We start from the raw sequence: 18,504 nt of genomic DNA on the forward strand, positions 1-18,504 counted from the left end.
GAAACTGATTTAATTAAGTTTGTAAGGGATTTCTAAAACAGGACAACGTTGAGGAAGTCCCTTTTTAAACCATAAAAATAAAATAAAATGGCCATAAAAATAACGGATGCCTGCATCAATTGTGGGGCCTGCGAACCGGAATGTCCCAACTCAGCCATTTACGAAGGCGCTATAGACTGGCGCTGGCAGGATAAGACAAAGCTTTCAGGCAGAGTAACATTTCCTGATGGGACTGAAGCTGACGCCAACGCTTTCAATCCCGCTGTATCAGATGATGTGTATTATATCGTCTCCGGAAAGTGCACCGAATGTAAAGGCTTCCATGAGGAGCCACAGTGTAAAGCTGTATGCCCGGTAGACTGCTGCGTTGATGATCCTGATCATCGTGAATCGGAGGAAGAGCTTTTGAGCCGACAGCAATTCATGCATGGAACCTGAGCTGTATATACTGTTTACCCGTGAAGTTCATTTTTGTAACATCATTTAATTTTCTTCTACTCATTGAGAAAATTAAAATATCATCAATAATTTAATCAACATATTATAGATTATGAAAGCGATATTATTTTTTCTCGCCCTGCTATCTTCTTTAGTGTCTGCTCAAAGCAATATTAAAGAGATTAAAAATGAGTACTCCCGGCTTTTAGAGAAATCCAGCTACGGTAACAATCCAAAAGCAGGTAAATATTATGAAGTCAACGGAATAAAGATGTACTGCGAAACCTATGGCCAGGGGCAACCTTTACTTCTCATTCATGGAAACGGAGGTTCAATCGTTGATTTTTCTAAGCAGATTCCCTTTTTCTCAAAGACGTACAAAGTTATTGTTGCTGATAGCAGAGCTCACGGAAAATCAATAGATAAACAAGATGCCCTTACTTATGAAATAATGTCTGACGATTATGCTGAATTGCTTCAGAAGATGAACATTGATTCAGCATTTGTAATCGGTTGGAGTGATGGTGGTATTAATGGGCTTTTGCTAACTATAAGACATCCGGAGAAGGTAAAGAAGCTGATCATTACAGGAGCCAATTTACGCCCGGATTCTACTGCTGTAGAGCCAGATGTATTCAAAAGAGTAAGTGCAAACTATTCAAAATTTAAAGAACAATTTGCCCAAAAGAAAGACAAGACAGCTCTGGATTATACTGTTCTTAAATATAAAAGACTACTGAGTGAGCAACCCAATATAGATCCTAAAACTTTGCACAATATTAAAGTTCCCGTTCTTGTCATAGGAGGAGATAATGATGTCATAAAACCGGAACATACACTGGAAATTTTCAGAAATATTCCTAACGCTAATCTGTGGATCTTGCCCAATTCCGGCCATAGCACCCTGGTAGTCTATACCCATGAATTCAACCTCAAAGCTGATACTTTTTTTAAAACAAAATTCAGAACTATCAAAGACAGGGATCGTGAGTTTTAATGAATCAAAGAAAATGAATTTTATAATTTCAAATACATAAGGCGGTTTTTAACCCGCCTTATGTATCAATTTTCCACTGCATTAGCCAAAATATTTTTATCTTATTTTGTCTTAATTTCAGTATATATCTTTTGAGTAAAAGGAGTCTCTATACCAAGGTCAGCTCCATATTTTAAAATTGCCCCTGCGAATAATTCCAGTTCATTATCTTTTTTTCCGGAATGAATATCCAGCTGTAAAGAGGTTGGAGTTTCGAAAGGAAATGTAGATGCTTTTGTAAAGGTTGCTTCAATAATATCGTCCTGCAAAGGAATTTCTTTTTGAGCTGCAATCTGTTGTATTTCTTTCATGATTTCAGAAGCTTCATATTTCTGCTGCTCATCTGCACACACTGTTCCGATAGATGAATTATGCTTTGCAGTTACCATTCCGAAGCTGGCGATAAAGAAAAACTTGGTCCAGATATCCGTTAACGAGTTATCTTTAAAATCAAAATCTATTTTACTTTCTTTCAATAGATCAACAATCCAGTTCACCTCGCTGGAAAAATGTTGAGGATCTCTGCCCACGATCATCTTACCGGCTTTTCCTTTATGTTCTACCGTTCCCCTTTCTTTAATATGGGAAGCTACATAAATACAGGTTGGCAATACAGTATGATCCGGGATTAGTTTTCTGATTCTGTCATAAATATCAGCTCCATTCATCATTGGAAGCAATACAGTATCATCGTTAATGACTTCTTTAAGCTGTCTGCAGACATTTTCGAGATCATATTCCTTCACACAGATCAGCACAAGGTCAGGATTTTTTATATCACTGATATGCTGCTCCACAGCATCAGGATGAGTACTGTTGTCAGGATGTTCCGGAGATAGTAAGGTCAGTCCGTTTTCTTTTACCTTGTCATAGGTTTCTCCTCTGGCAATGAAAGAAACTTTATATTTTTCTGACGTTTCATTAGCCTGGCTTATTTTAAATCCAAAATAACCGCCTACTCCCCCTAATCCAACAACGACAATATGTTTTTTATTCATTAAATTATTTTTTAGCAAAGATCAGTGATAAGCGATGAAATACCACTTGACAAATGAAAAGAAATTATTTTTTATTAATATCTCTTCTGATCCGGCTCAGCGAACTGTCTTTAATTCCCAGATAAGAAGCAATTACTTTCAACGGAACATGCTGAAATATATCAGGATCCTTCTTCATCAGATTGAAATACCTTGTAGCAGCCTTTTGGCTGGCCATCTCTATCAACCTGTCATGGATCTGATAATAGTTTACCACGAAAAGAAGCCTGCTGAACTCTCTGAATTCCGGGATATTATGAAAATTGTGCTGTACGTTTTCTAAACCTGTCGCCCAAAAGCTACAGTCTGTAACCGTCTGATAGACTTCTTTAGTGGGCTGCTGTCTGAAAAAGGATAAAAAATCATTTACAAAACATGGGGCTGCATAAATATTGGTGGTAATTTCTTCGTTATCTTCATTCAGTATATAGGAACGGACATAGCCTTTTTCCAAAAAATAGGTTTTGGTACTGATGGTATCTTTATCCAACAAAATAGTATTGGCTTTTAGATCAAAATGATTGAATGTTTCTGTAATTTTTTCAACCACTTCCTCTTCAATACTGAATAAGGAATGAAAATAATTGTTGATTGATGATTTATTCATTACAATAAGTACTCAATACGAACATTTTAGCTATCCGACTGAGCAAAAGTACTATTTTATTACAGTTTTATTTTAAAAAGACTGTAATGGGTTTAAAAACGTTATAAAGACCACCCCGTCAAAAATTCTTTGAATTTTCGCCACCTCTCCAGCGGAGAGGAATATGTAGACCTTCCCTTGTAGCAGTAGTGAAAACCTGATTTTTTTATTTTAGTTTCACAGCTTTAGTTGCCATAAAGGTCGGCAGATATTTATCAATTAAAAACCTCGGATTCGGCTGCATTTCTTCTGCAAAATCTTCAATTATAAAACCGGCTTTTAGCTGTCCTCCGATAAGATCGGAAAGTGTATGCCCAAAAACCAAAGCTTCTTTATTCTCCAGTTTTCCGGTAATTTGCTGTTGATTAAGATCTCTGATATCTGCATAGGGCAAAGTATATTGGGGTCTTATGATTCCATCTGCCATATCCTGAGGATTCCGGTCTGCTACAAAAACGACAGGATTAAAAAAACTTGCCAGTAGAACCCCTCCTTTTTTTAATACCCTAAAGGCTTCTTTCCAAACGGGATTAACATCTTCCACATAATGATTGGAGATCGGATGAAATACAATATCAAAGGATTCATCTTCAAAAACACTAAGATCGGTCATATCTCCCTGAACGGTTTTCAATGTGAGCCCGTCACGTTCGGCAACTTGCTCATCCTGTCTCAGCTGTTCGTCAGAAATATCAAAAACCACAACGGAAGCTCCCGCTGCAGCCAATACCGGCGCCTGCTGTCCTCCTGCTGAAGCCAGGCACAAAATTTTCTTCCCCTTGATTTCTCCCAACCATTTTTTGTCCAATGGCTTAGGAGTCAGATGAACTTCCCATTTTCCTTCTTTAGCATGAGCAATCAGTTCTGCACTTACAGGCTGCGACCACTCGTTCTGTTCCAAAGCCTGCTTATTCCATGCAGATTCGTTATGTTGTAAAAAATCTATTTCCTGTTCTTGCATATCCTTTTCTTTTTCATTGTACATCATAAGCTATTTACAATGCATTACATCAACCAAATATAAGGACTTTAACGCTGACTGCCATTGGGTTTACTCTATATTTTGAAAGAAAAAAATTAATCGTAATATTTTTTTATTCCGATTAAATAAATGCAAGGTCTAGCTACGTATTTTCTTTCGCTTTTTATTCTGTAACAAACTTCATAATCCTGCTACTCATTGATAAACAAAACACTATGAAAAAGATATTTAACGAACTGACTCAAATAAAAGCTAAAGATCTTCTTCCCTTTTTGATAGAAAAAGCTCAGAAAAGTCCTGCTTTTGGAATTATTATTATTTCCATTTCTGCTTTATTGATATTTACCGCCGGAAAAAGTTTTGGAAAGTTCTTATATTTACTTACAAACTAGCACTATTCCTTCAGCAATCTGTCTTTCATTCATTTCTCCCGGCGAGCTGTGAACCGGAAAAACTATAATATAAATCCCTTCTTATCTTATAGCTCCACTACTACTTTCCCTATAGTACGTCCTGTTTCAACCTGTAGATGAGCCTTTCTCATTTCATCAAAACGGAATACATGAGAGATATGTGGCCGTATAATACCTTTTTCTAATAAGGAAGCAATTTGCTGCATATCCCGTCCACTGGAATACACTGCCATAAAGTAGCAGGCATGCAGTTTTTTTTCCTGGGCAGCCATTTCATCTTCCAATGTATGACCGGATGGCAAAGTAACGATACTACCGAAGGGCTTCAAAACCTGAACTGATTTTTGGAAGTTGTCTCCTCCAATAGATTCTAACACAAAATCAATGTCATCAAGTATGTTTTCAAAACGGGTTGTTTTATAATCAATATGCTCGTCGGCTCCCAGCCCCAGTACAAAATCCCGGTTAGACGCTGAAGACGTTGCCGTTACATGCGCACCTATATGTTTTGCTATCTGTACGGCAAAGTGCCCTACTCCTCCTGAAGCAGCATGGATCAGGACTTTATCTGTAGTTCTCAATTTTCCATAGCTATCAAATGCCTGCCATGCAGTAAGTGCTGCCAATGTGCTGGCGGCAGCTTCAATATGAGTGATATTTTTAGGTTTAACAGCCAGTTGATCTGCCGGAGCTGCTACGTATTCTGCATAAGCTTTTCCATGTCCCACAAAATTGATCATCCCAAATACCTCATCCCCGACTTGAAATTGAGTTACCTCATTGCCCAGCTCTACAACTACACCGGAAATGTCCCAACCTAGAATTAACGGATTATATTGTGCCAGATCTTCAGCCAGAGGAGCGTGTCTGCTGCGGACTTTGACATCCACCGGATTGATGCTGACAGCCTTTGCTCTGATAAGGACCTCTTTATCTTTTACGGCAGGTTTTTCAATCTCTTTTTCAACAAGGTTTTCTACATCTCCAAATTTTTCCAGTACTATTGCTTTCATATGTCATTGTAATCTACCTGCAAAAATAGACTGACCAGACCTTTAAAAACAGGTATATTTTAAGGATATTTGGGTATATAATGACTTAAACCGTTCAACCCTCCTGACTTTTATAATTAAAATAATTCTTCTTAATCAGTCATTTTTTTAAACATTTAAAAGGAATATCAAAAATTTAAACATTATTTAAAAACAGAAAACACTCAATTGATTATCAGACAAATAAACATTTAAACATCAAAGAAAAACAGTCTTCACATGTGGTTGTAAGCCCTCTATTTACTCCTGATTTTGAACATTTTTAAAAGGTTTTTGGTAAGAATAAAGGAATACAAAAGGGCTAAATTTGCAATACCGATGAAGAAGTCCTTCCACATATCATTTGCTTTTTTGCTTATCCTGTTTTTTACAACAATTCTGGGATATGCAAACCATAAAAAAAGTACTGTACAGGAAGGGTCTTTACAGGATCAGAAAGGTCTAAAAGCAGCAGAATCTCTTCCCCAACAGGATATTCTATTCATTGCTTCCATTACGGAAAATGATTTTGATGTTGACAAAACGTTCCTCGATCTTCCTTTTACACTTTTTATGGCCGATCTGTTATCGGGGAAGCCAAAAACAAACGGTAATGCGGTAATACATTCTGATTCAGAATCCGTACATCATTATCACTTACCCAAATACCTCTTATTTCATAATCTTAAGATCACCTCTTAAGATCTATCTCCTACACCCCACCTGTGATCCTATCACCCGGATATTATTACAGTCATTTTCTAAGTAAGGTTGTCCGAAGTATTTCCGGATAATCAGTTTCACCTATAAAAAATATAAGCTATGCATGAATTGAGTATAGTGAAGGATATTTTTGACACATTGGAAGAACATTATAATGCCAAAGTGGAAGATATTCAGCAGGTTCAGGTAACAGCCGGACTGCTTTCCAATGTTCAGCCTGTTCTGATCCAGAATGCATTCGATGCATTTATTGCCGATCAACCCCGGTATCGGGAAATGGAACTCGAAGTGCTGGTCAATGACATTATTGCTCATTGTGAACACTGTCATAAAGATTTCCCGGTCAGGTACCACAGATTCGTCTGTGATGACTGTGAAACCCCTTCCAGCCATATCGTTCAGGGAAATGAACTTTTCATTTCAAAAGTAATTTTTAAACAAAAAGACCATTCATATGTCAACAGCTAATCCAAAAAGTTTAGGAAACCGTGTAGGTTCCGTTCAATGTGATAATACGACCCTGCATTTATTAAAAGCCAATGATTTTGTGGCTAAAGCCATCAGAGACCGTTTAAAAGATATTTGCGTTATCAACGTATGTTCATCTCCGGGATCGGGAAAAACAACCCTGATGCAGGAAACGGGAAAACGCCTGGGTAAAGACCTTAGCATTTCAATCCTTGTGGGAGACCCTGAAACAGAACGTGATGCTATCCGCATGCGCGAAGTGGGAATCAACGCACTGCAAATTGTAACTGGCGGCATGTGCCACATCGAGGCACAAATGATCCTGCAGGCGCTGGATCATATCGATCTGGAAGGCCTTGATTTATTATTCATCGAAAATGTAGGAAATCTTCTTTGTCCTTCCGCTTTTGATCTGGGAGAAGACTATCGGGTAACACTTCTTGCCTCTACAGAAGGTGATGATAAGCCCAAAAAATATCCCCGTATGTTTTTAACCAGTGAGCTGATGCTTGTTTCTAAAGCCGATCTGCTGCCGTATGTTCCTTTCTCTGTAGAAGCCGTCACAAAAGATGCCCACGAAGTAAACCCCAATCTTGAAGTAATGACCATCAGTACTTTGAATGGAGACGGAATTGATGAATGGTGCAACTGGCTGAAAGAAAAAGTAAAACTAAAAAAAGAAGCGGCTCAGAAAGCCTAACCAATGAATACATTACAGCCAACCGTAATAGATGAAGTGAAAATAAAGGATAAGCTGAATGATTGTCCGGAAGTGCTGGAGCTCGAATGGTTTGAAAACAAGAAACAGAAACTGACCCGGGCTACACCATCCGGGCTGGTTTTAGAACTTAGACTGAATAACCGCAAGGAATGGCAACATGGAGACAGGCTGTACAGCAATGGGCAACTGATCGCCACGATTAGCATCAAAACATGCCTTACCATCTGTTTTTCAGCAAAAAATGATACTGAAGCGGCGGATTTCTGCTACTTTATCGGTAATCAGCATTTACCCCTGTTTCTTATGCCACAGCAACATTTTGCGATTCCCTATGATGGCCATTTATATGAACAGCTGTCTGTAAAATACAATGGACGTATTGAACTCGCAGATACTCAGCTTTTATCCTGTCGATCATTACGCTATCTGGTAAAAAATAAAGTACATGAAAATTAAAAACCTGCTTGCTACAGGCCTTTTTGCAATGGTATTTGCTTTACAGGATTGTAATAAGCCTAACAGTTCTTACGATAAGGAAATCTCCTCCCATACGCAGGTCACCGCTAAAGACAGCCGAGGCAAAACCATCATCCTTCCCCACGAAGCACAACGAATTGTTGTTTTATACAATGCGCTTGTTGATGATGTGTATATGCTTCAGGCAGGAGGAAAAATAGTAGGTATCCCTCAGCAGATCTATGAAATGGAAGATACCTACAGCTTTCTATCCAAGCTTGATGACCGGATTAAAAATAAAACGATTGCTACCCCCACTTTTGGAGGATCATCCAGCAATGCTGAAAGTATTGTGGGGCTGAAACCGGATTTGGTATTAACATTCAATACCGATGAAGATCATATCAACCAGATAGAAAACCTGGGAATTCCTGTATTTACTTTCTCATCCCTGAATGATGAGAAAATTTTGGAAGAACTGAAAAATGTAGGAAAACTCCTTGGAAAACAAAAACGGGCAGAAGAAATTACGGGCTATGTTTCGGAAGAAGTAAAAAAGATGAGAGCCTCCCGGGAGACATCTCCTAAAAAAATATACTATGCATGGTCAAAAGGACGTATTATGTCTACTTCCGGAAAAGGAAGCTTAATTGATATGGCCATCAGCTTATCCGGAGCTCAAAATGCATGCCCTGTTCCTGTGGAAGCTCCTAATATAAGCGCTGAAACCATTTATAAATGGAATCCGGACCTGATCGTTTTGTGGAACTCCAAATTATCGGATGTCTACAGTCTCAAAGAGCTTGCTGCACTTCCTGCCGTAAAAAACAAGCAGGTATTTGCTATGTCGCCATCGTTTCCGTATGATCCACATACTGTAAAATTTCTGTTGTTTGCCAAACAGCTTCGCCATTGGTGCATGCCTGAATATACGCAGGAACAGCTGGATAAGGAGGTAAAGAAAACCTTTGAAGTGATCTACGGCAAAAAAGGATTGATCTGATGACGCAACATATAAAAACATGGTCCTTATTAATCCTGCTGCCTATGCTATTGATTATTGTTTCACTGATGATAGGTTCCAGCCAGAATATAGGTTTTGGAGAACTGTTTCACCACATAGCCCTGGAATTTGGACTGTCTGAAGATAAAGCAGGTTTTCAGGAAAGTTTGCATACTATTTTATGGCAGGTGCGTTTACCGCGTATTATTCTCACTTTCTTGGTAGGGGCCTCATTAGCCTCATCAGGAGGTGTCCTCCAGGCAGTATTCAGGAATCCTATTGTGGATCCTTTTACCCTGGGTATTTCCTCAGGGTCGGCATTTGGTGCAGCGCTGGCAATGTTGTTTCCGATAATGGCCGTCAATATATCAGCTTTTATTTTTGGTGTAATCGCTGTGGTGATCACCTATGCGGTATCTTATGCGGGAGCTAAAACCTCCATTGTAAGTATGATTCTTGCCGGAATGATTGTATCAGGAGTGTTTACAGCGTTCCTGACAGTCCTTCAGTATCTGAGTGATCCCTATAAGTTACAGGCTATTGTTCAATGGACTATGGGAAACCTTCATACGGCTTCATGGCAGAAAGTACACACTGCAGTATTTCCGATTCTTATAGGTTTACTGGTCATTGTGATCCTTCGCTGGAAACTAAACCTTCTTGCCCTGGGAGATCATGAAGCAATGGCGGTAGGGGTCAATCCATTATGGCTTAAACTTATCCTTATGGCTGTAGCCACTATGATCACCGCTTCCTCTGTAGCTGCTGTGGGAGTGATCAGCCTGTTCGGACTGATTGTACCTCATATCAGCAGGATGATTTTCGGACCGAATAACCATATCACCGTCTGGGTTAATATCAGCATCGGGGGAACATTTTTATTATTAATTGATGATTTTTCCCGAGCTGTCATGCCTTTTGAAATCCCTATCGGGGTATTTACCATGATTATTGGAGCCCCTGTTTTCATCTATCTGATGCGTCGAAACGCTATAAACTGGAATTCATGAATACTATAATTTCTATTGAACAGCTTTCTTTTGGCTATGGAAAAGAGGAAGTACTTAAAAATGTAAATGCAACCTTTGCCAAAGGAAAGCTTTCCGTCATCTTGGGAAGAAACGGCAGCGGTAAATCAACCTTATTCAAAATAATCGCCGGACTGGAAAAGAACTATCAAGGAAATCTATGGATTACCGATAAGGAACGCCGGAAAATAAAAATTGGAACAGCATCACCTGTTCGTCTCGGATTTTTAACTCAGTTTCATCAGACAACTTTTCCTTTTACCGTTTTTGATGTGGTTTTAACCGGCCGGGCTTCTTTTTCAAGGTTTTCGCCTAAAAAATCTGATTATCAGGAAGTGGAAGCACTTCTTCAAAAGTTTAGTTTAACCCATTTAAAAGATAAAGCCTATACTTCCCTTTCCGGGGGTGAAAGGCAACTGGTCCTGTTATGCAGGGTACTGGTTCAGAAACCGGACCTATTAATGCTGGATGAACCAACCAACCATCTGGATCTGCATTATCAGGTAGCAGTTCTTGAGGTCATCCGCCAGCTGGTGAATGAAGGCACAACCGTTTTATGTGTAATGCATGACCCCAACCTGGCCTTCCTGTTCGGAGATGATTTTTTTGTTATGCGCCAGAATGAACTTATCCCCGTTTCTCAGTCGATGGAAAAAGATGAGCTGAAGCAACTACTTGAAGATACCTATCAGGTTCCTTTAATGGCTCTGGATAATCAGGGCATTCCCATGTTTGCACCCCAATTAAAATAAAAAATATGAAAAATCATGAAGAAATAACAATTTCCGTGGTAGAAGATTACCATGTATTTGAAGTACTGCCTTATGTTATGGAATTCAGGCGTCAACTCTATCCTTTACTTGATCCGCTGATCGTTCCCAAGGATCTGGTTAATTTTGAACAGAACTATCTTCACTCTCCCACCGGTGCTTTTTTACAAGCCAGAACAGCAGCCGGGAAATTAATTGGCGTTATTGGAATGATGCCGTATGACTACCGCTTTCCTCATTTACATATTGATGAAAAGACCACAGTGGAAGTGGCAAGATTATTTGTCAATCCAGAATACCGGAGAGCCGGCATTGCCTCCCGGCTGTTTCAGGAACTGGTAAAAACAGCACAGCTGAAAAATATAAAACGTTTATACCTGCACACCCACCCCTTCCTTCAGGGAGCCTATGAATATTGGTTGAAACAGGATTTTAAACTTCTTAAATCCTGCTATGAAGGGACCTATCCCACCCTGCATATGGAATTATTGACTGCTGCAGAAAAATAAGTAATATAGAGAAATATACATGAATACAACAAGAAAAGTATTATGCATCAATGGTATAATGCTCTTACTCCCTTTTGCCCTATCTGCACAGGAAGCCCATTCTATTTTTGGAAAAGTGCTGAATCAGGATGGTAAAATAATTAATAACGCTACCGTTTCAATCAATCAGGGAACGGCCACCACAACCGGTAAAGACGGAGGATTTAAATTTGAAAACCCTTTTCAGTATCCTACCCAGTTAATGATTGAGGCTAAAGGATATTCCGGGTCTGCTATTACCTTAGATTCTCTTTCTTACGATGATAAAAATGGCATCATCATCCGTCTGGCAGAAAATCAGACCACCCTTCAGGAGGTTTTGATCACAGCCCGAAGAAACAATTCCTATCTTACGAATAATCTTGAACTTGGTGGTAAGTTTTCAGGGAATTTAAAAGATCTTCCCCAATCAGTCTCCATCGTAAGCAGTGAGTTTATGGAAGACAAACAGGCATACACCACCCGTGATGTGGTACAGGACCTGGCAGGAGTCACTACAGCTTCTTCCTATGATGATCTCATTATTAGAGGTTTTAAAAGCGGTTATGAAACAGGAATCCGCCTTGTAAACGGCTTACGTTCAGGATACAGCTACGGAAACAGCTATTACCGTTCGCCTTTAACGATTAACCTGGAAAGTGTTTCTGTTTTAAAAGGCCCCGGAGCCTCCTTATTTGGGGATATCACTCCCGGTGGAACGATCAATATGGTCACAAAAAAGCCTTTGGAACAGCAAAAGGGCTCTGTCAATTTTTCGGTGGGCAGTTTCCAGACATTCCGTACCAATATGGATATAGGAGGACCTTTAGACCAGGAAAAGAAAATCCTGTATCGCTTCAATGCCGGATATGAGGATTCTAAAACTTTCCGCGATGTCAATCAGCAGAAAAACTTTATGATTGCCCCGTCCTTTACTTTTAAACCTTTCGACGGAACACAGCTAGATATTGATCTGGTATACGACCAGTTTCATGGATATCTTGACCGTGGAATGGGCCTGAGAAATAATAACTTCTATGCCCTGCCCCGCTCTTTTACTTTAAGTCAGCCATCTGATTTTTACAATACCAAGACCCTGTCATTCAGTGCCAGGCTCAGCCAGCGTCTTACGCATAATCTGTCCCTGAATGCCAGCTATATGAAGTCAATATACCAGGAAGACGTTAATGAACACCGCACGTTAAACAGCTATGCCGATGCTCCCCAAAACACCATTATGAACATGCGCTTCTTTGACCGTCATGGAAAAGATTATACCGATAATTCCGTAGTTTATGTAAAATGGGATCTTCCGGGCAGTAAAGTACAGCATCATATCATTGCCGGAGTAGATTATGCCCAATATGAAGGAGACAGCAATAATCAGCAGCGGGAAGCAAGACAGCAAAAAATAGATGGAAAGACCGTCCCTCTGACATTTGATCTTAACAACCCAACGTATACGACTCATGATCTGAGCAATTATGTATGGCTGGCACAGGGAAATTATCCTTTTTTGAGCCCTTATAAAACAACAGGAATATATGTCCAGGATCAGATATCTTTTGCAGAAAAACTCAAGCTTATTGTAGGATTACGCCATGAACATTATTATTCTGAAACCGTAAGTTCTGCTAACCGTTATCATGCGACACAGAATGCCTGGCTGCCCCGTATCGGATTAACCTATCAAATCAACGGTCAGGTTAATTATTTTGCAAGCTATTCACAGGGGTTTGCCCCTGTAGGAGCCAATTTCATTCAAAACTATCAGGATTATGGTGCAGCGCAACCCTTTACAGCTGAACATAGCTTTCAACTTGAAACAGGACTAAAAACCGGGTTTTTCAGAAACCAATTGCAAATGGACCTGTCTCTGTTTCAGATTGAACGCCGAAATATGTTGATTGCTACGGGAGAAATAAGTACAACAGGCTTTCCGGTATACAGACAATCCGGAGAAGCGTTGTCTAAAGGTGTAGAGTTAGATATCCGAGGACAGCTCACCAAAGAGTTTCAAATAATGGCGAATTATACCTACAATAAAACGGAGGTAAAGTCTTCTTCCATTGCTTCTGAAGTTGGACAGACCCTTCCGGGAGCTCCTGAAAATATGGCAAGCATGTGGCTGAAGTATGTATTTTCTGCCTCTGCTATTAAGGGGTTAGGATTTGGTGCAGGTGTTTATTATGTCGATAGCAGACGTATGGATAACAGCATTGGAAAAGATAGTGAAGGAAATGCCCTTTGGGGACAATGGCCTTCTTATACGACAGTTAATGCTGCCGTATATTATCATATCGGAAAAATGAAAATGGCTGTGAATGTGAATAATGTATTCGACAGATACTATTTTCTTGGAGGCTTTGATTATACGAGAGCATTTCCTGGAGCTCCAAGAAATGTCACCGTTTCTGTAGGCTATTCATTCTAATTTTTTTTAATCTTGTTACTATCCGGGCTATCTTTTTATAGTCCGGGTTTTTGTTTGAAAAATTGGAGAATTAAGGTTGGGAAACGCTAAGACGCTAAGGTCGTAAAAGCTTTCTGTTGTAAGGCGCAAAGATTTTATCTCCGATAAAATTGAATACCACATCTTTTTTTCATGATATTAACCATTGTTGCAGAATAGTCATTCTAAGTTTTTTTAATCTTGTTACTATCCGGGCTATCTTTTTATAGTCCGGGTTTTTGTTTGAAAAATTGGAGAATTAGGGTTGGGAAACGCTAAGGCGCTAAGATCGTAAAAGCTTTCTGTTGTAAGGCGCAAAGATTTTATCTCCGATAAAATTGAATACCACATCTTTTTTTCATGATATTAACCATTGTTGCAGAATAGTCATTCTAAGTTTTTTTAATCTTGTTATTATCCGGGCTATCTTTTTATAGTCCGGGTTTTTGTTTGAAAAATTGGAGAATTAGGGTTGGGAAACGCTAAGGCGCTAAGATCGTAAAAGCTTTCTGTTGTAAGGCGCAAAGATTTTATCTCCGATAAAATTGAATACCACATCTTTTTTTCATGATATTAACCATTGTTGCAGAATAGTCATTCTAAGTTTTTTTAATCTTGTTATTATCCGGGCTATCTTTTTATAGTCCGGGTTTTTGTTTGAAAAATTGGGGAATTAAGGTTGGGAAACGCTAAGACGCTAAGATCATAAAAGCTTTCTGTTGTAAGGCGCAAAGATTTTATCTCCGATAAAATTGAATACCGCATCTATTTTTTAATGAAATTAACCATTGTCGTAGGCTATTCATTCTAAGTTTTTTAATCTTGTTATTATCCGGGCTATCTTTTTATAGTCCGGGTTTTTGTTTGAAAAATTGGAGAATTAAGGTTGGGAAACGCTAAGACGCTAAGATCGTAAAAGCTTTCTGTTGTAAGGCGCAAAGATTTTATCTCCGATAAAATTGAATACCGCATCTTTTTTTCATTGTCGTAGGCTATTCATTCTAATTTTTTTAATCTTGTTACTATCCGGGCTATCTTTTGATAGTCCGGGTTTTTGTTTGAAAAATTGGGGAATTAGGGTTGGGAAACGCTAAGACGCTAAGATCGTAAAAGCTTTCTGTTGTAAGGTGCAAAGATTTTATCTCCGATAAAATTGAATACCGCATCTATTTTTCGATATCTGTACATTATAAAAATTCAACAAATGGCTTACGGTTGTCCATTTTTTGTATCTTCATATACTGAAAGCTTATTAAGATCAACCATGGATAATGACTTCCATTATAATTTCATTGAACCGGATCAGACGATTGCAGATTTTGTAGAAAATCTGGGGACGTTTCAAAATCTTTCTGGAGCAGCCAAGGAAGTGGTTATCATTCCTGACGGACGGGTGGACTTATTCTTTATGCAATCGCCATCTGAACCTTTTTGTGTTACACTTCTTGGGTTGGAAACCTATCCGGAACAAAGAGAAATACCTGCAAAAACGACAGCTTTTGTCGTCAGTTTTAAGCCTATCGCTGTAGAATATATTTTAAATACCTCTATTGCAGGTTTATTAAATAAGGGGGAAGTGCTTTGCAATGATTTCTGGGGTTTTCAAGCGGATGATTTACAGGATTTTGAGCTTTGCTGTAAAAAAGCAACGCAAAAAATAAAAGAATCGCTTCCTGAAAAAACAGATGAAAGAAAACATCAACTTTTTAAACTTATATATGAATCAAAAGGTGAAATGAGTGTAAGGGATCTTTCAGAAAAGATAGGCTGGAGCAGCCGTCAGATCAACCGTTATTTTACAAAACAATTAGGGCTATCCTTAAAAGCCTATTCTACTATTTTACGTTTCAGAACATCATTGGAACATATTGCACAGGGAAAGCTCTTCCCTGAACTCAATTATACCGACCAAAATCACTTTATCAAAGAGATTAAAAAATTCTCCGGAGTTGCTCCCAAAGAATTGTCTAAAAATAAAAATGACCGATTTGTACTATTATCCGTGTTGAAAGGAAAATAAATTTGCATTGTAAAATTTAAATTAACAATGCTGATAGACAATACATCAATAGCCATCGTCGGTGGCGGTCCTGCGGGACTTACCCTGGCAAGACTTTTACAATTGAAAAACGCGAATGTAAAAGTATATGAAAGAGATCCTAATAAAAATGCACGGGTACAGGGTTCTCCTCTTGATATGCATGAAAATTCAGGACTGTCAGCTTTACGTAAAGCTGACCTGTTGGAAGAATTCAAAAAGACATTCCGTCCTGGTGCAGATAAGACCCTTATTATGAATGCACAGGCTGAAATATTTTTCAGCGATCACGAACTAAAACCTGAGGAAGATTTTGGAGCTGAACATTTCCGTCCGGAAATAGACCGTGGTCCGCTGAGAAATATGCTGCTGGAGTCATTACATCCTGAAACCGTAGTTTGGGACAGTCATTTTTTATCAATGGAGGCCCGACAGGGAGGCTGGATCCTTCATTTCAAAAATGGAACTTCCGCGTATGCCGATCTTGTGATTGCAGCAGATGGTGCTCATTCTAAAATACGTCCTTACCTCACAGAAATGAAACCTATCTATTCCGGAATCATCATGCTTGAGGGCAATGTTTCAAAGGAAGCGGCCCCGCATATTGATGCACTGATCAAAGGGGGCAAAATAATGGCTTTTGGAAATTCCAAGAATATACTGCTGGGTCAGAAAGGCAACGGTGATCTTGGGTTTTATGCCAGCTTTAAAGCAGATGAAAACTGGAGTGTACAGAGTGACCTGGACTTTTCGGATAAAATACAGGTTTTGAAATGGTTTAAAACAGAATATTCTGAATGGAACAGCATCTGGGATGAATTGTTTGAAAATGCTCAGACTCCTTTTATCCCCCGTCCGATCTACTCTATGCCTTTGAACCAAAGCTGGGAAACAAAGCCCAATTTAACCCTGCTGGGTGATGCCGCTCATGTGATGCCTCCATTTGCAGGTGAAGGTGCCAATATGGCCATGCTGGACTCTCTGGAACTTAGTGAATGTCTGACAAACCATACTTATTCCACTTTACAGGAAGCTATTTCTGCCTATGAAATCAACATGCGAAAAAGAGCCGGCATTGCCACCCAGGAATCCCTTGAAAACGGAGAACAGATGCATTCTGAAAAAGCACTGACAACCATGCTGGCTTTTTTTAACGGACACTAAACCCTATTAAAAGATATCCTCCATTTTCAAATTTGAAAAAAGAATTATTGAGAAAAAGAATATTTTGAAAAACTGCCTGATGAGTCATCAGGCAGTTTTTATGTCAAAATTACCCCAAATTATCAAAGAATTGATAAATATCTATCTCTGTAGGGATATTGAGCTTTTTTCTGATTCTGTATTTTTTCTGCTGGACGGTCCGATGCTGGATAAGCGTATAAGTGGCAATTTCTTTTGAGGTAAAATGTAACTTTAGCATGGCGCAGAATGTAAGCTCAGAAACTTCAAGATTAGGATTGATGGTGAAGAGGCTTATGATAAAGTGCGGATAGCATTCTTTAAACCGGTTAAAAAACTCAGGATCATTTTTCTTTGCCAATTCCAAAATCTCGTCCGGCTGGTTTTCCTCCACCCTCGCTTTTAATTTTTCTGTTTCTGTTTTAAGTGTTCCTTTTTTCTTTTTCAATAAGTCTATAATTCTCCAGGCATATATTCCCAATACAGAAAAACAGATTCCCGACAAAAGGATCACCCATCGTATCTTGTCATCATGTCTTTTAGCATCTTTTTTTGTTTCGTTAATAAAAGATTCCATATCCTGATTAATCGTGGCTAATAATGCAGCAGTTGTTTTATGTTTTGCATCAGCAAAGGTCTGCAGATAAAAATACGCTTTGGCATCATCATTTCTCTCCTTATACAGCCACTTAAAATCGTTGTAAATATATTTGGTATAATAGGTATAAACATCTCTTGTTTTCTTATCAATTTCTAAAGCACGCTCAAGATTCTTTTCAGCCTTATCATACTGTTTATCCCAAATATAACATTCAGCTAAAATAGTATGGGCAGTAAGGGCATCAATATCCATTGCCTTTTCCTTATCCGGATCATCAACTACTTTTCTTAAGTATATTTCAGCAGAGTCCAGTCTCTGTTCGAACCATACATAATGTTCACCGAATATTACATTCAAACGTCTTGATTCATGTACTAATTGGGCTTCACGCAAATAAGGTAAAGACTTATTGGGTTGTTTGTTAAGGTCCAAATAGGCGGCCCTGTTTGTATATATTTCTGACAGTAATTCTTTTTTGAGGGGGGACTCATCAATTCTTTTTATGTAATCCAATGCAGAACTATTATATTCGAGTGATTTATTAAGGTTATGCATCTCTGCATTCAACTTGCTGTAATTATTATAAAATATAGCTTGATGAAGATTACTTTTTGAGTGTTTTAAAATTCCTTCCGCCTGATTAAAAAGAACATCTGCTTTCTGGTAATTTTCTGTTGATATATTTAGTCTCGCTAAGTTCATATAACACAAAGCCTTACCCTCCTGATATCCTATTTCATCAGCTTTTCTATAATAGTCTGTATTCAGATTAATGAGAGCATCATATTCGCCTAATAACCTTAATTTTTCATTGTCGTGTATCAGGGGAATATCAAAACTCTTTTCATACTTCTTATAATCGGGAGTGCATGAAACTAAAATAATCAGTACCATAAAAAGAAGTGAACGGATCATTATGTTTTTTAATTTTTTTCTGTATAATTTATGACTA

Annotated in this window: 19 protein-coding genes; 14 read left to right on the top strand and 5 right to left on the bottom strand. The window is 38.6% G+C overall.

Annotation, left to right across the window (positions count from 1 at the left end; all coding sequences use genetic code 11):
• Positions 1 to 87 precede the first annotated feature (87 nt).
• Together JML65_RS10285 and JML65_RS10290 are read left to right on the top strand one after the other, a co-directional pair.
• Positions 88 to 438: a 4Fe-4S dicluster domain-containing protein gene (locus JML65_RS10285; protein WP_202270795.1), complete on the top strand. Its 351-nt coding sequence runs from the start codon at positions 88 to 90 to the stop codon at positions 436 to 438.
• Between the two features lie 112 nt (positions 439 to 550).
• Positions 551 to 1,435: an alpha/beta fold hydrolase gene (locus JML65_RS10290; RefSeq protein WP_202270796.1), complete on the top strand. Its 885-nt coding sequence runs from the start codon at positions 551 to 553 to the stop codon at positions 1,433 to 1,435.
• A gap of 101 nt (positions 1,436 to 1,536) precedes the next feature.
• On the opposite strand, the gene JML65_RS10295 is transcribed toward JML65_RS10290, so the two are convergent.
• From JML65_RS10295 to JML65_RS10305, 3 genes are all read right to left on the bottom strand, one after another.
• Entirely contained in the window at positions 1,537 to 2,472 is a 936-nt protein-coding gene (locus JML65_RS10295; RefSeq protein WP_202270797.1) for a ketopantoate reductase family protein, read from the bottom strand.
• A gap of 64 nt (positions 2,473 to 2,536) precedes the next feature.
• Positions 2,537 to 3,118 carry a Crp/Fnr family transcriptional regulator gene (locus tag JML65_RS10300; protein WP_047490622.1) on the bottom strand — a complete coding sequence of 194 codons (582 nt, stop codon included), beginning with the start codon at positions 3,116 to 3,118 and terminating at the stop codon, positions 2,537 to 2,539.
• 205 nt (positions 3,119 to 3,323) lie between these two features.
• Positions 3,324 to 4,118: a class I SAM-dependent methyltransferase gene (locus JML65_RS10305; protein ID WP_202270798.1), complete on the bottom strand. Its 795-nt coding sequence runs from the start codon at positions 4,116 to 4,118 to the stop codon at positions 3,324 to 3,326.
• A gap of 236 nt (positions 4,119 to 4,354) precedes the next feature.
• On the opposite strand from JML65_RS10305, the gene JML65_RS10310 reads away from it, so the two are divergent.
• Positions 4,355 to 4,531: a hypothetical protein gene (locus JML65_RS10310; protein ID WP_179140029.1), complete on the top strand. Its 177-nt coding sequence runs from the start codon at positions 4,355 to 4,357 to the stop codon at positions 4,529 to 4,531.
• An 86-nt stretch (positions 4,532 to 4,617) separates the two neighbouring features.
• Here the strand turns inward: JML65_RS10310 and JML65_RS10315 are convergent, their stop codons facing one another.
• On the bottom strand, positions 4,618 to 5,565 hold the full coding sequence (locus JML65_RS10315) for an NADP-dependent oxidoreductase (RefSeq protein ID WP_202270799.1): 948 nt from the start codon (positions 5,563 to 5,565) through the stop codon (positions 4,618 to 4,620).
• 357 nt (positions 5,566 to 5,922) lie between these two features.
• Here JML65_RS10315 and JML65_RS10320 point away from each other — a divergent pair, with 357 nt between their 5' ends.
• The 11 genes from JML65_RS10320 (at position 5,923) to JML65_RS10370 (ending at position 16,933) form a co-directional block, all read left to right on the top strand.
• Complete coding sequence (locus JML65_RS10320; protein ID WP_084084678.1) at positions 5,923 to 6,285, top strand: hypothetical protein; 363 nt, start codon at positions 5,923 to 5,925, stop codon at positions 6,283 to 6,285.
• Positions 6,286 to 6,405: 120 nt separating this feature from the next.
• A complete protein-coding gene (locus JML65_RS10325; RefSeq protein WP_084084680.1) occupies positions 6,406 to 6,774 on the top strand; it encodes a hydrogenase maturation nickel metallochaperone HypA in 369 nt (122 codons plus the stop codon).
• Positions 6,761 to 7,474: a hydrogenase nickel incorporation protein HypB gene (gene hypB / locus JML65_RS10330; protein ID WP_202270800.1), complete on the top strand. Its 714-nt coding sequence runs from the start codon at positions 6,761 to 6,763 to the stop codon at positions 7,472 to 7,474. The genes JML65_RS10325 and hypB overlap by 14 nt, the downstream gene beginning before the upstream one ends.
• A gap of 3 nt (positions 7,475 to 7,477) precedes the next feature.
• On the top strand, positions 7,478 to 7,951 hold the full coding sequence (locus JML65_RS10335) for an urease accessory protein UreE (RefSeq protein ID WP_202270801.1): 474 nt from the start codon (positions 7,478 to 7,480) through the stop codon (positions 7,949 to 7,951).
• Complete coding sequence (locus tag JML65_RS10340; protein WP_202270802.1) at positions 7,941 to 8,954, top strand: ABC transporter substrate-binding protein; 1,014 nt, start codon at positions 7,941 to 7,943, stop codon at positions 8,952 to 8,954. Before JML65_RS10335 ends, JML65_RS10340 begins: the two co-directional genes overlap by 11 nt.
• Positions 8,954 to 9,964 carry a FecCD family ABC transporter permease gene (locus tag JML65_RS10345; protein ID WP_202270803.1) on the top strand — a complete coding sequence of 337 codons (1,011 nt, stop codon included), beginning with the start codon at positions 8,954 to 8,956 and terminating at the stop codon, positions 9,962 to 9,964. The genes JML65_RS10340 and JML65_RS10345 overlap by 1 nt, the downstream gene beginning before the upstream one ends.
• Positions 9,961 to 10,734, top strand: a complete 774-nt coding sequence (locus JML65_RS10350; protein ID WP_202270804.1) for an ABC transporter ATP-binding protein — start codon at positions 9,961 to 9,963, stop codon at positions 10,732 to 10,734. Before JML65_RS10345 ends, JML65_RS10350 begins: the two co-directional genes overlap by 4 nt.
• 5 nt (positions 10,735 to 10,739) lie before the next feature.
• Complete coding sequence (locus tag JML65_RS10355) at positions 10,740 to 11,261, top strand: GNAT family N-acetyltransferase (protein WP_202270805.1); 522 nt, start codon at positions 10,740 to 10,742, stop codon at positions 11,259 to 11,261.
• Positions 11,262 to 11,280: 19 nt separating this feature from the next.
• Positions 11,281 to 13,713 (top strand): TonB-dependent receptor, encoded by a 2,433-nt coding sequence (locus tag JML65_RS10360; protein WP_202270806.1) that lies wholly within the window; start codon positions 11,281 to 11,283, stop codon positions 13,711 to 13,713.
• Positions 13,714 to 14,935: 1,222 nt separating this feature from the next.
• On the top strand, positions 14,936 to 15,751 hold the full coding sequence (locus JML65_RS10365) for a helix-turn-helix domain-containing protein (RefSeq protein ID WP_237390837.1): 816 nt from the start codon (positions 14,936 to 14,938) through the stop codon (positions 15,749 to 15,751).
• A 27-nt stretch (positions 15,752 to 15,778) separates the two neighbouring features.
• Entirely contained in the window at positions 15,779 to 16,933 is a 1,155-nt protein-coding gene (locus tag JML65_RS10370; protein ID WP_202270807.1) for an FAD-dependent oxidoreductase, read from the top strand.
• Positions 16,934 to 17,042: 109 nt separating this feature from the next.
• Here the strand turns inward: JML65_RS10370 and JML65_RS10375 are convergent, their stop codons facing one another.
• The gene (locus tag JML65_RS10375) at positions 17,043 to 18,467 is read right to left on the bottom strand and encodes a tetratricopeptide repeat protein (RefSeq protein WP_202270808.1); all 1,425 of its coding nucleotides are present in this window, start codon (positions 18,465 to 18,467) and stop codon (positions 17,043 to 17,045) included.
• Between the last annotated feature and the right edge of the window lie 37 nt (positions 18,468 to 18,504).

The sequence above is a fragment of the Chryseobacterium sp. KMC2 genome, from assembly GCF_016756935.1.
GTDB classification, from domain to species: domain Bacteria; phylum Bacteroidota; class Bacteroidia; order Flavobacteriales; family Weeksellaceae; genus Chryseobacterium; species Chryseobacterium rhizosphaerae.

Excerpts from the sequence above, each read along its gene's own strand:
- JML65_RS10285 (WP_202270795.1), top strand. The coding sequence starts at position 88 with ATGGCCATAAAAATAACGGATGCCTGCATCAATTGTGGGGCCTGCGAA.
- JML65_RS10290 (WP_202270796.1), top strand. The coding sequence starts at position 551 with ATGAAAGCGATATTATTTTTTCTCGCCCTGCTATCTTCTTTAGTGTCT.
- JML65_RS10295 (WP_202270797.1), bottom strand. The coding sequence starts at position 2,472 with ATGAATAAAAAACATATTGTCGTTGTTGGATTAGGGGGAGTAGGCGGT.
- JML65_RS10300 (WP_047490622.1), bottom strand. The coding sequence starts at position 3,118 with ATGAATAAATCATCAATCAACAATTATTTTCATTCCTTATTCAGTATT.
- JML65_RS10305 (WP_202270798.1), bottom strand. The coding sequence starts at position 4,118 with ATGCAAGAACAGGAAATAGATTTTTTACAACATAACGAATCTGCATGG.
- JML65_RS10310 (WP_179140029.1), top strand. The coding sequence starts at position 4,355 with ATGAAAAAGATATTTAACGAACTGACTCAAATAAAAGCTAAAGATCTT.
- JML65_RS10315 (WP_202270799.1), bottom strand. The coding sequence starts at position 5,565 with ATGAAAGCAATAGTACTGGAAAAATTTGGAGATGTAGAAAACCTTGTT.
- JML65_RS10320 (WP_084084678.1), top strand. The coding sequence starts at position 5,923 with ATGAAGAAGTCCTTCCACATATCATTTGCTTTTTTGCTTATCCTGTTT.
- JML65_RS10325 (WP_084084680.1), top strand. The coding sequence starts at position 6,406 with ATGCATGAATTGAGTATAGTGAAGGATATTTTTGACACATTGGAAGAA.
- hypB (WP_202270800.1), top strand. The coding sequence starts at position 6,761 with ATGTCAACAGCTAATCCAAAAAGTTTAGGAAACCGTGTAGGTTCCGTT.
- JML65_RS10335 (WP_202270801.1), top strand. The coding sequence starts at position 7,478 with ATGAATACATTACAGCCAACCGTAATAGATGAAGTGAAAATAAAGGAT.
- JML65_RS10340 (WP_202270802.1), top strand. The coding sequence starts at position 7,941 with ATGAAAATTAAAAACCTGCTTGCTACAGGCCTTTTTGCAATGGTATTT.
- JML65_RS10345 (WP_202270803.1), top strand. The coding sequence starts at position 8,954 with ATGACGCAACATATAAAAACATGGTCCTTATTAATCCTGCTGCCTATG.
- JML65_RS10350 (WP_202270804.1), top strand. The coding sequence starts at position 9,961 with ATGAATACTATAATTTCTATTGAACAGCTTTCTTTTGGCTATGGAAAA.
- JML65_RS10355 (WP_202270805.1), top strand. The coding sequence starts at position 10,740 with ATGAAAAATCATGAAGAAATAACAATTTCCGTGGTAGAAGATTACCAT.
- JML65_RS10360 (WP_202270806.1), top strand. The coding sequence starts at position 11,281 with ATGAATACAACAAGAAAAGTATTATGCATCAATGGTATAATGCTCTTA.
- JML65_RS10365 (WP_237390837.1), top strand. The coding sequence starts at position 14,936 with ATGGCTTACGGTTGTCCATTTTTTGTATCTTCATATACTGAAAGCTTA.
- JML65_RS10370 (WP_202270807.1), top strand. The coding sequence starts at position 15,779 with ATGCTGATAGACAATACATCAATAGCCATCGTCGGTGGCGGTCCTGCG.
- JML65_RS10375 (WP_202270808.1), bottom strand. The coding sequence starts at position 18,467 with ATGATCCGTTCACTTCTTTTTATGGTACTGATTATTTTAGTTTCATGC.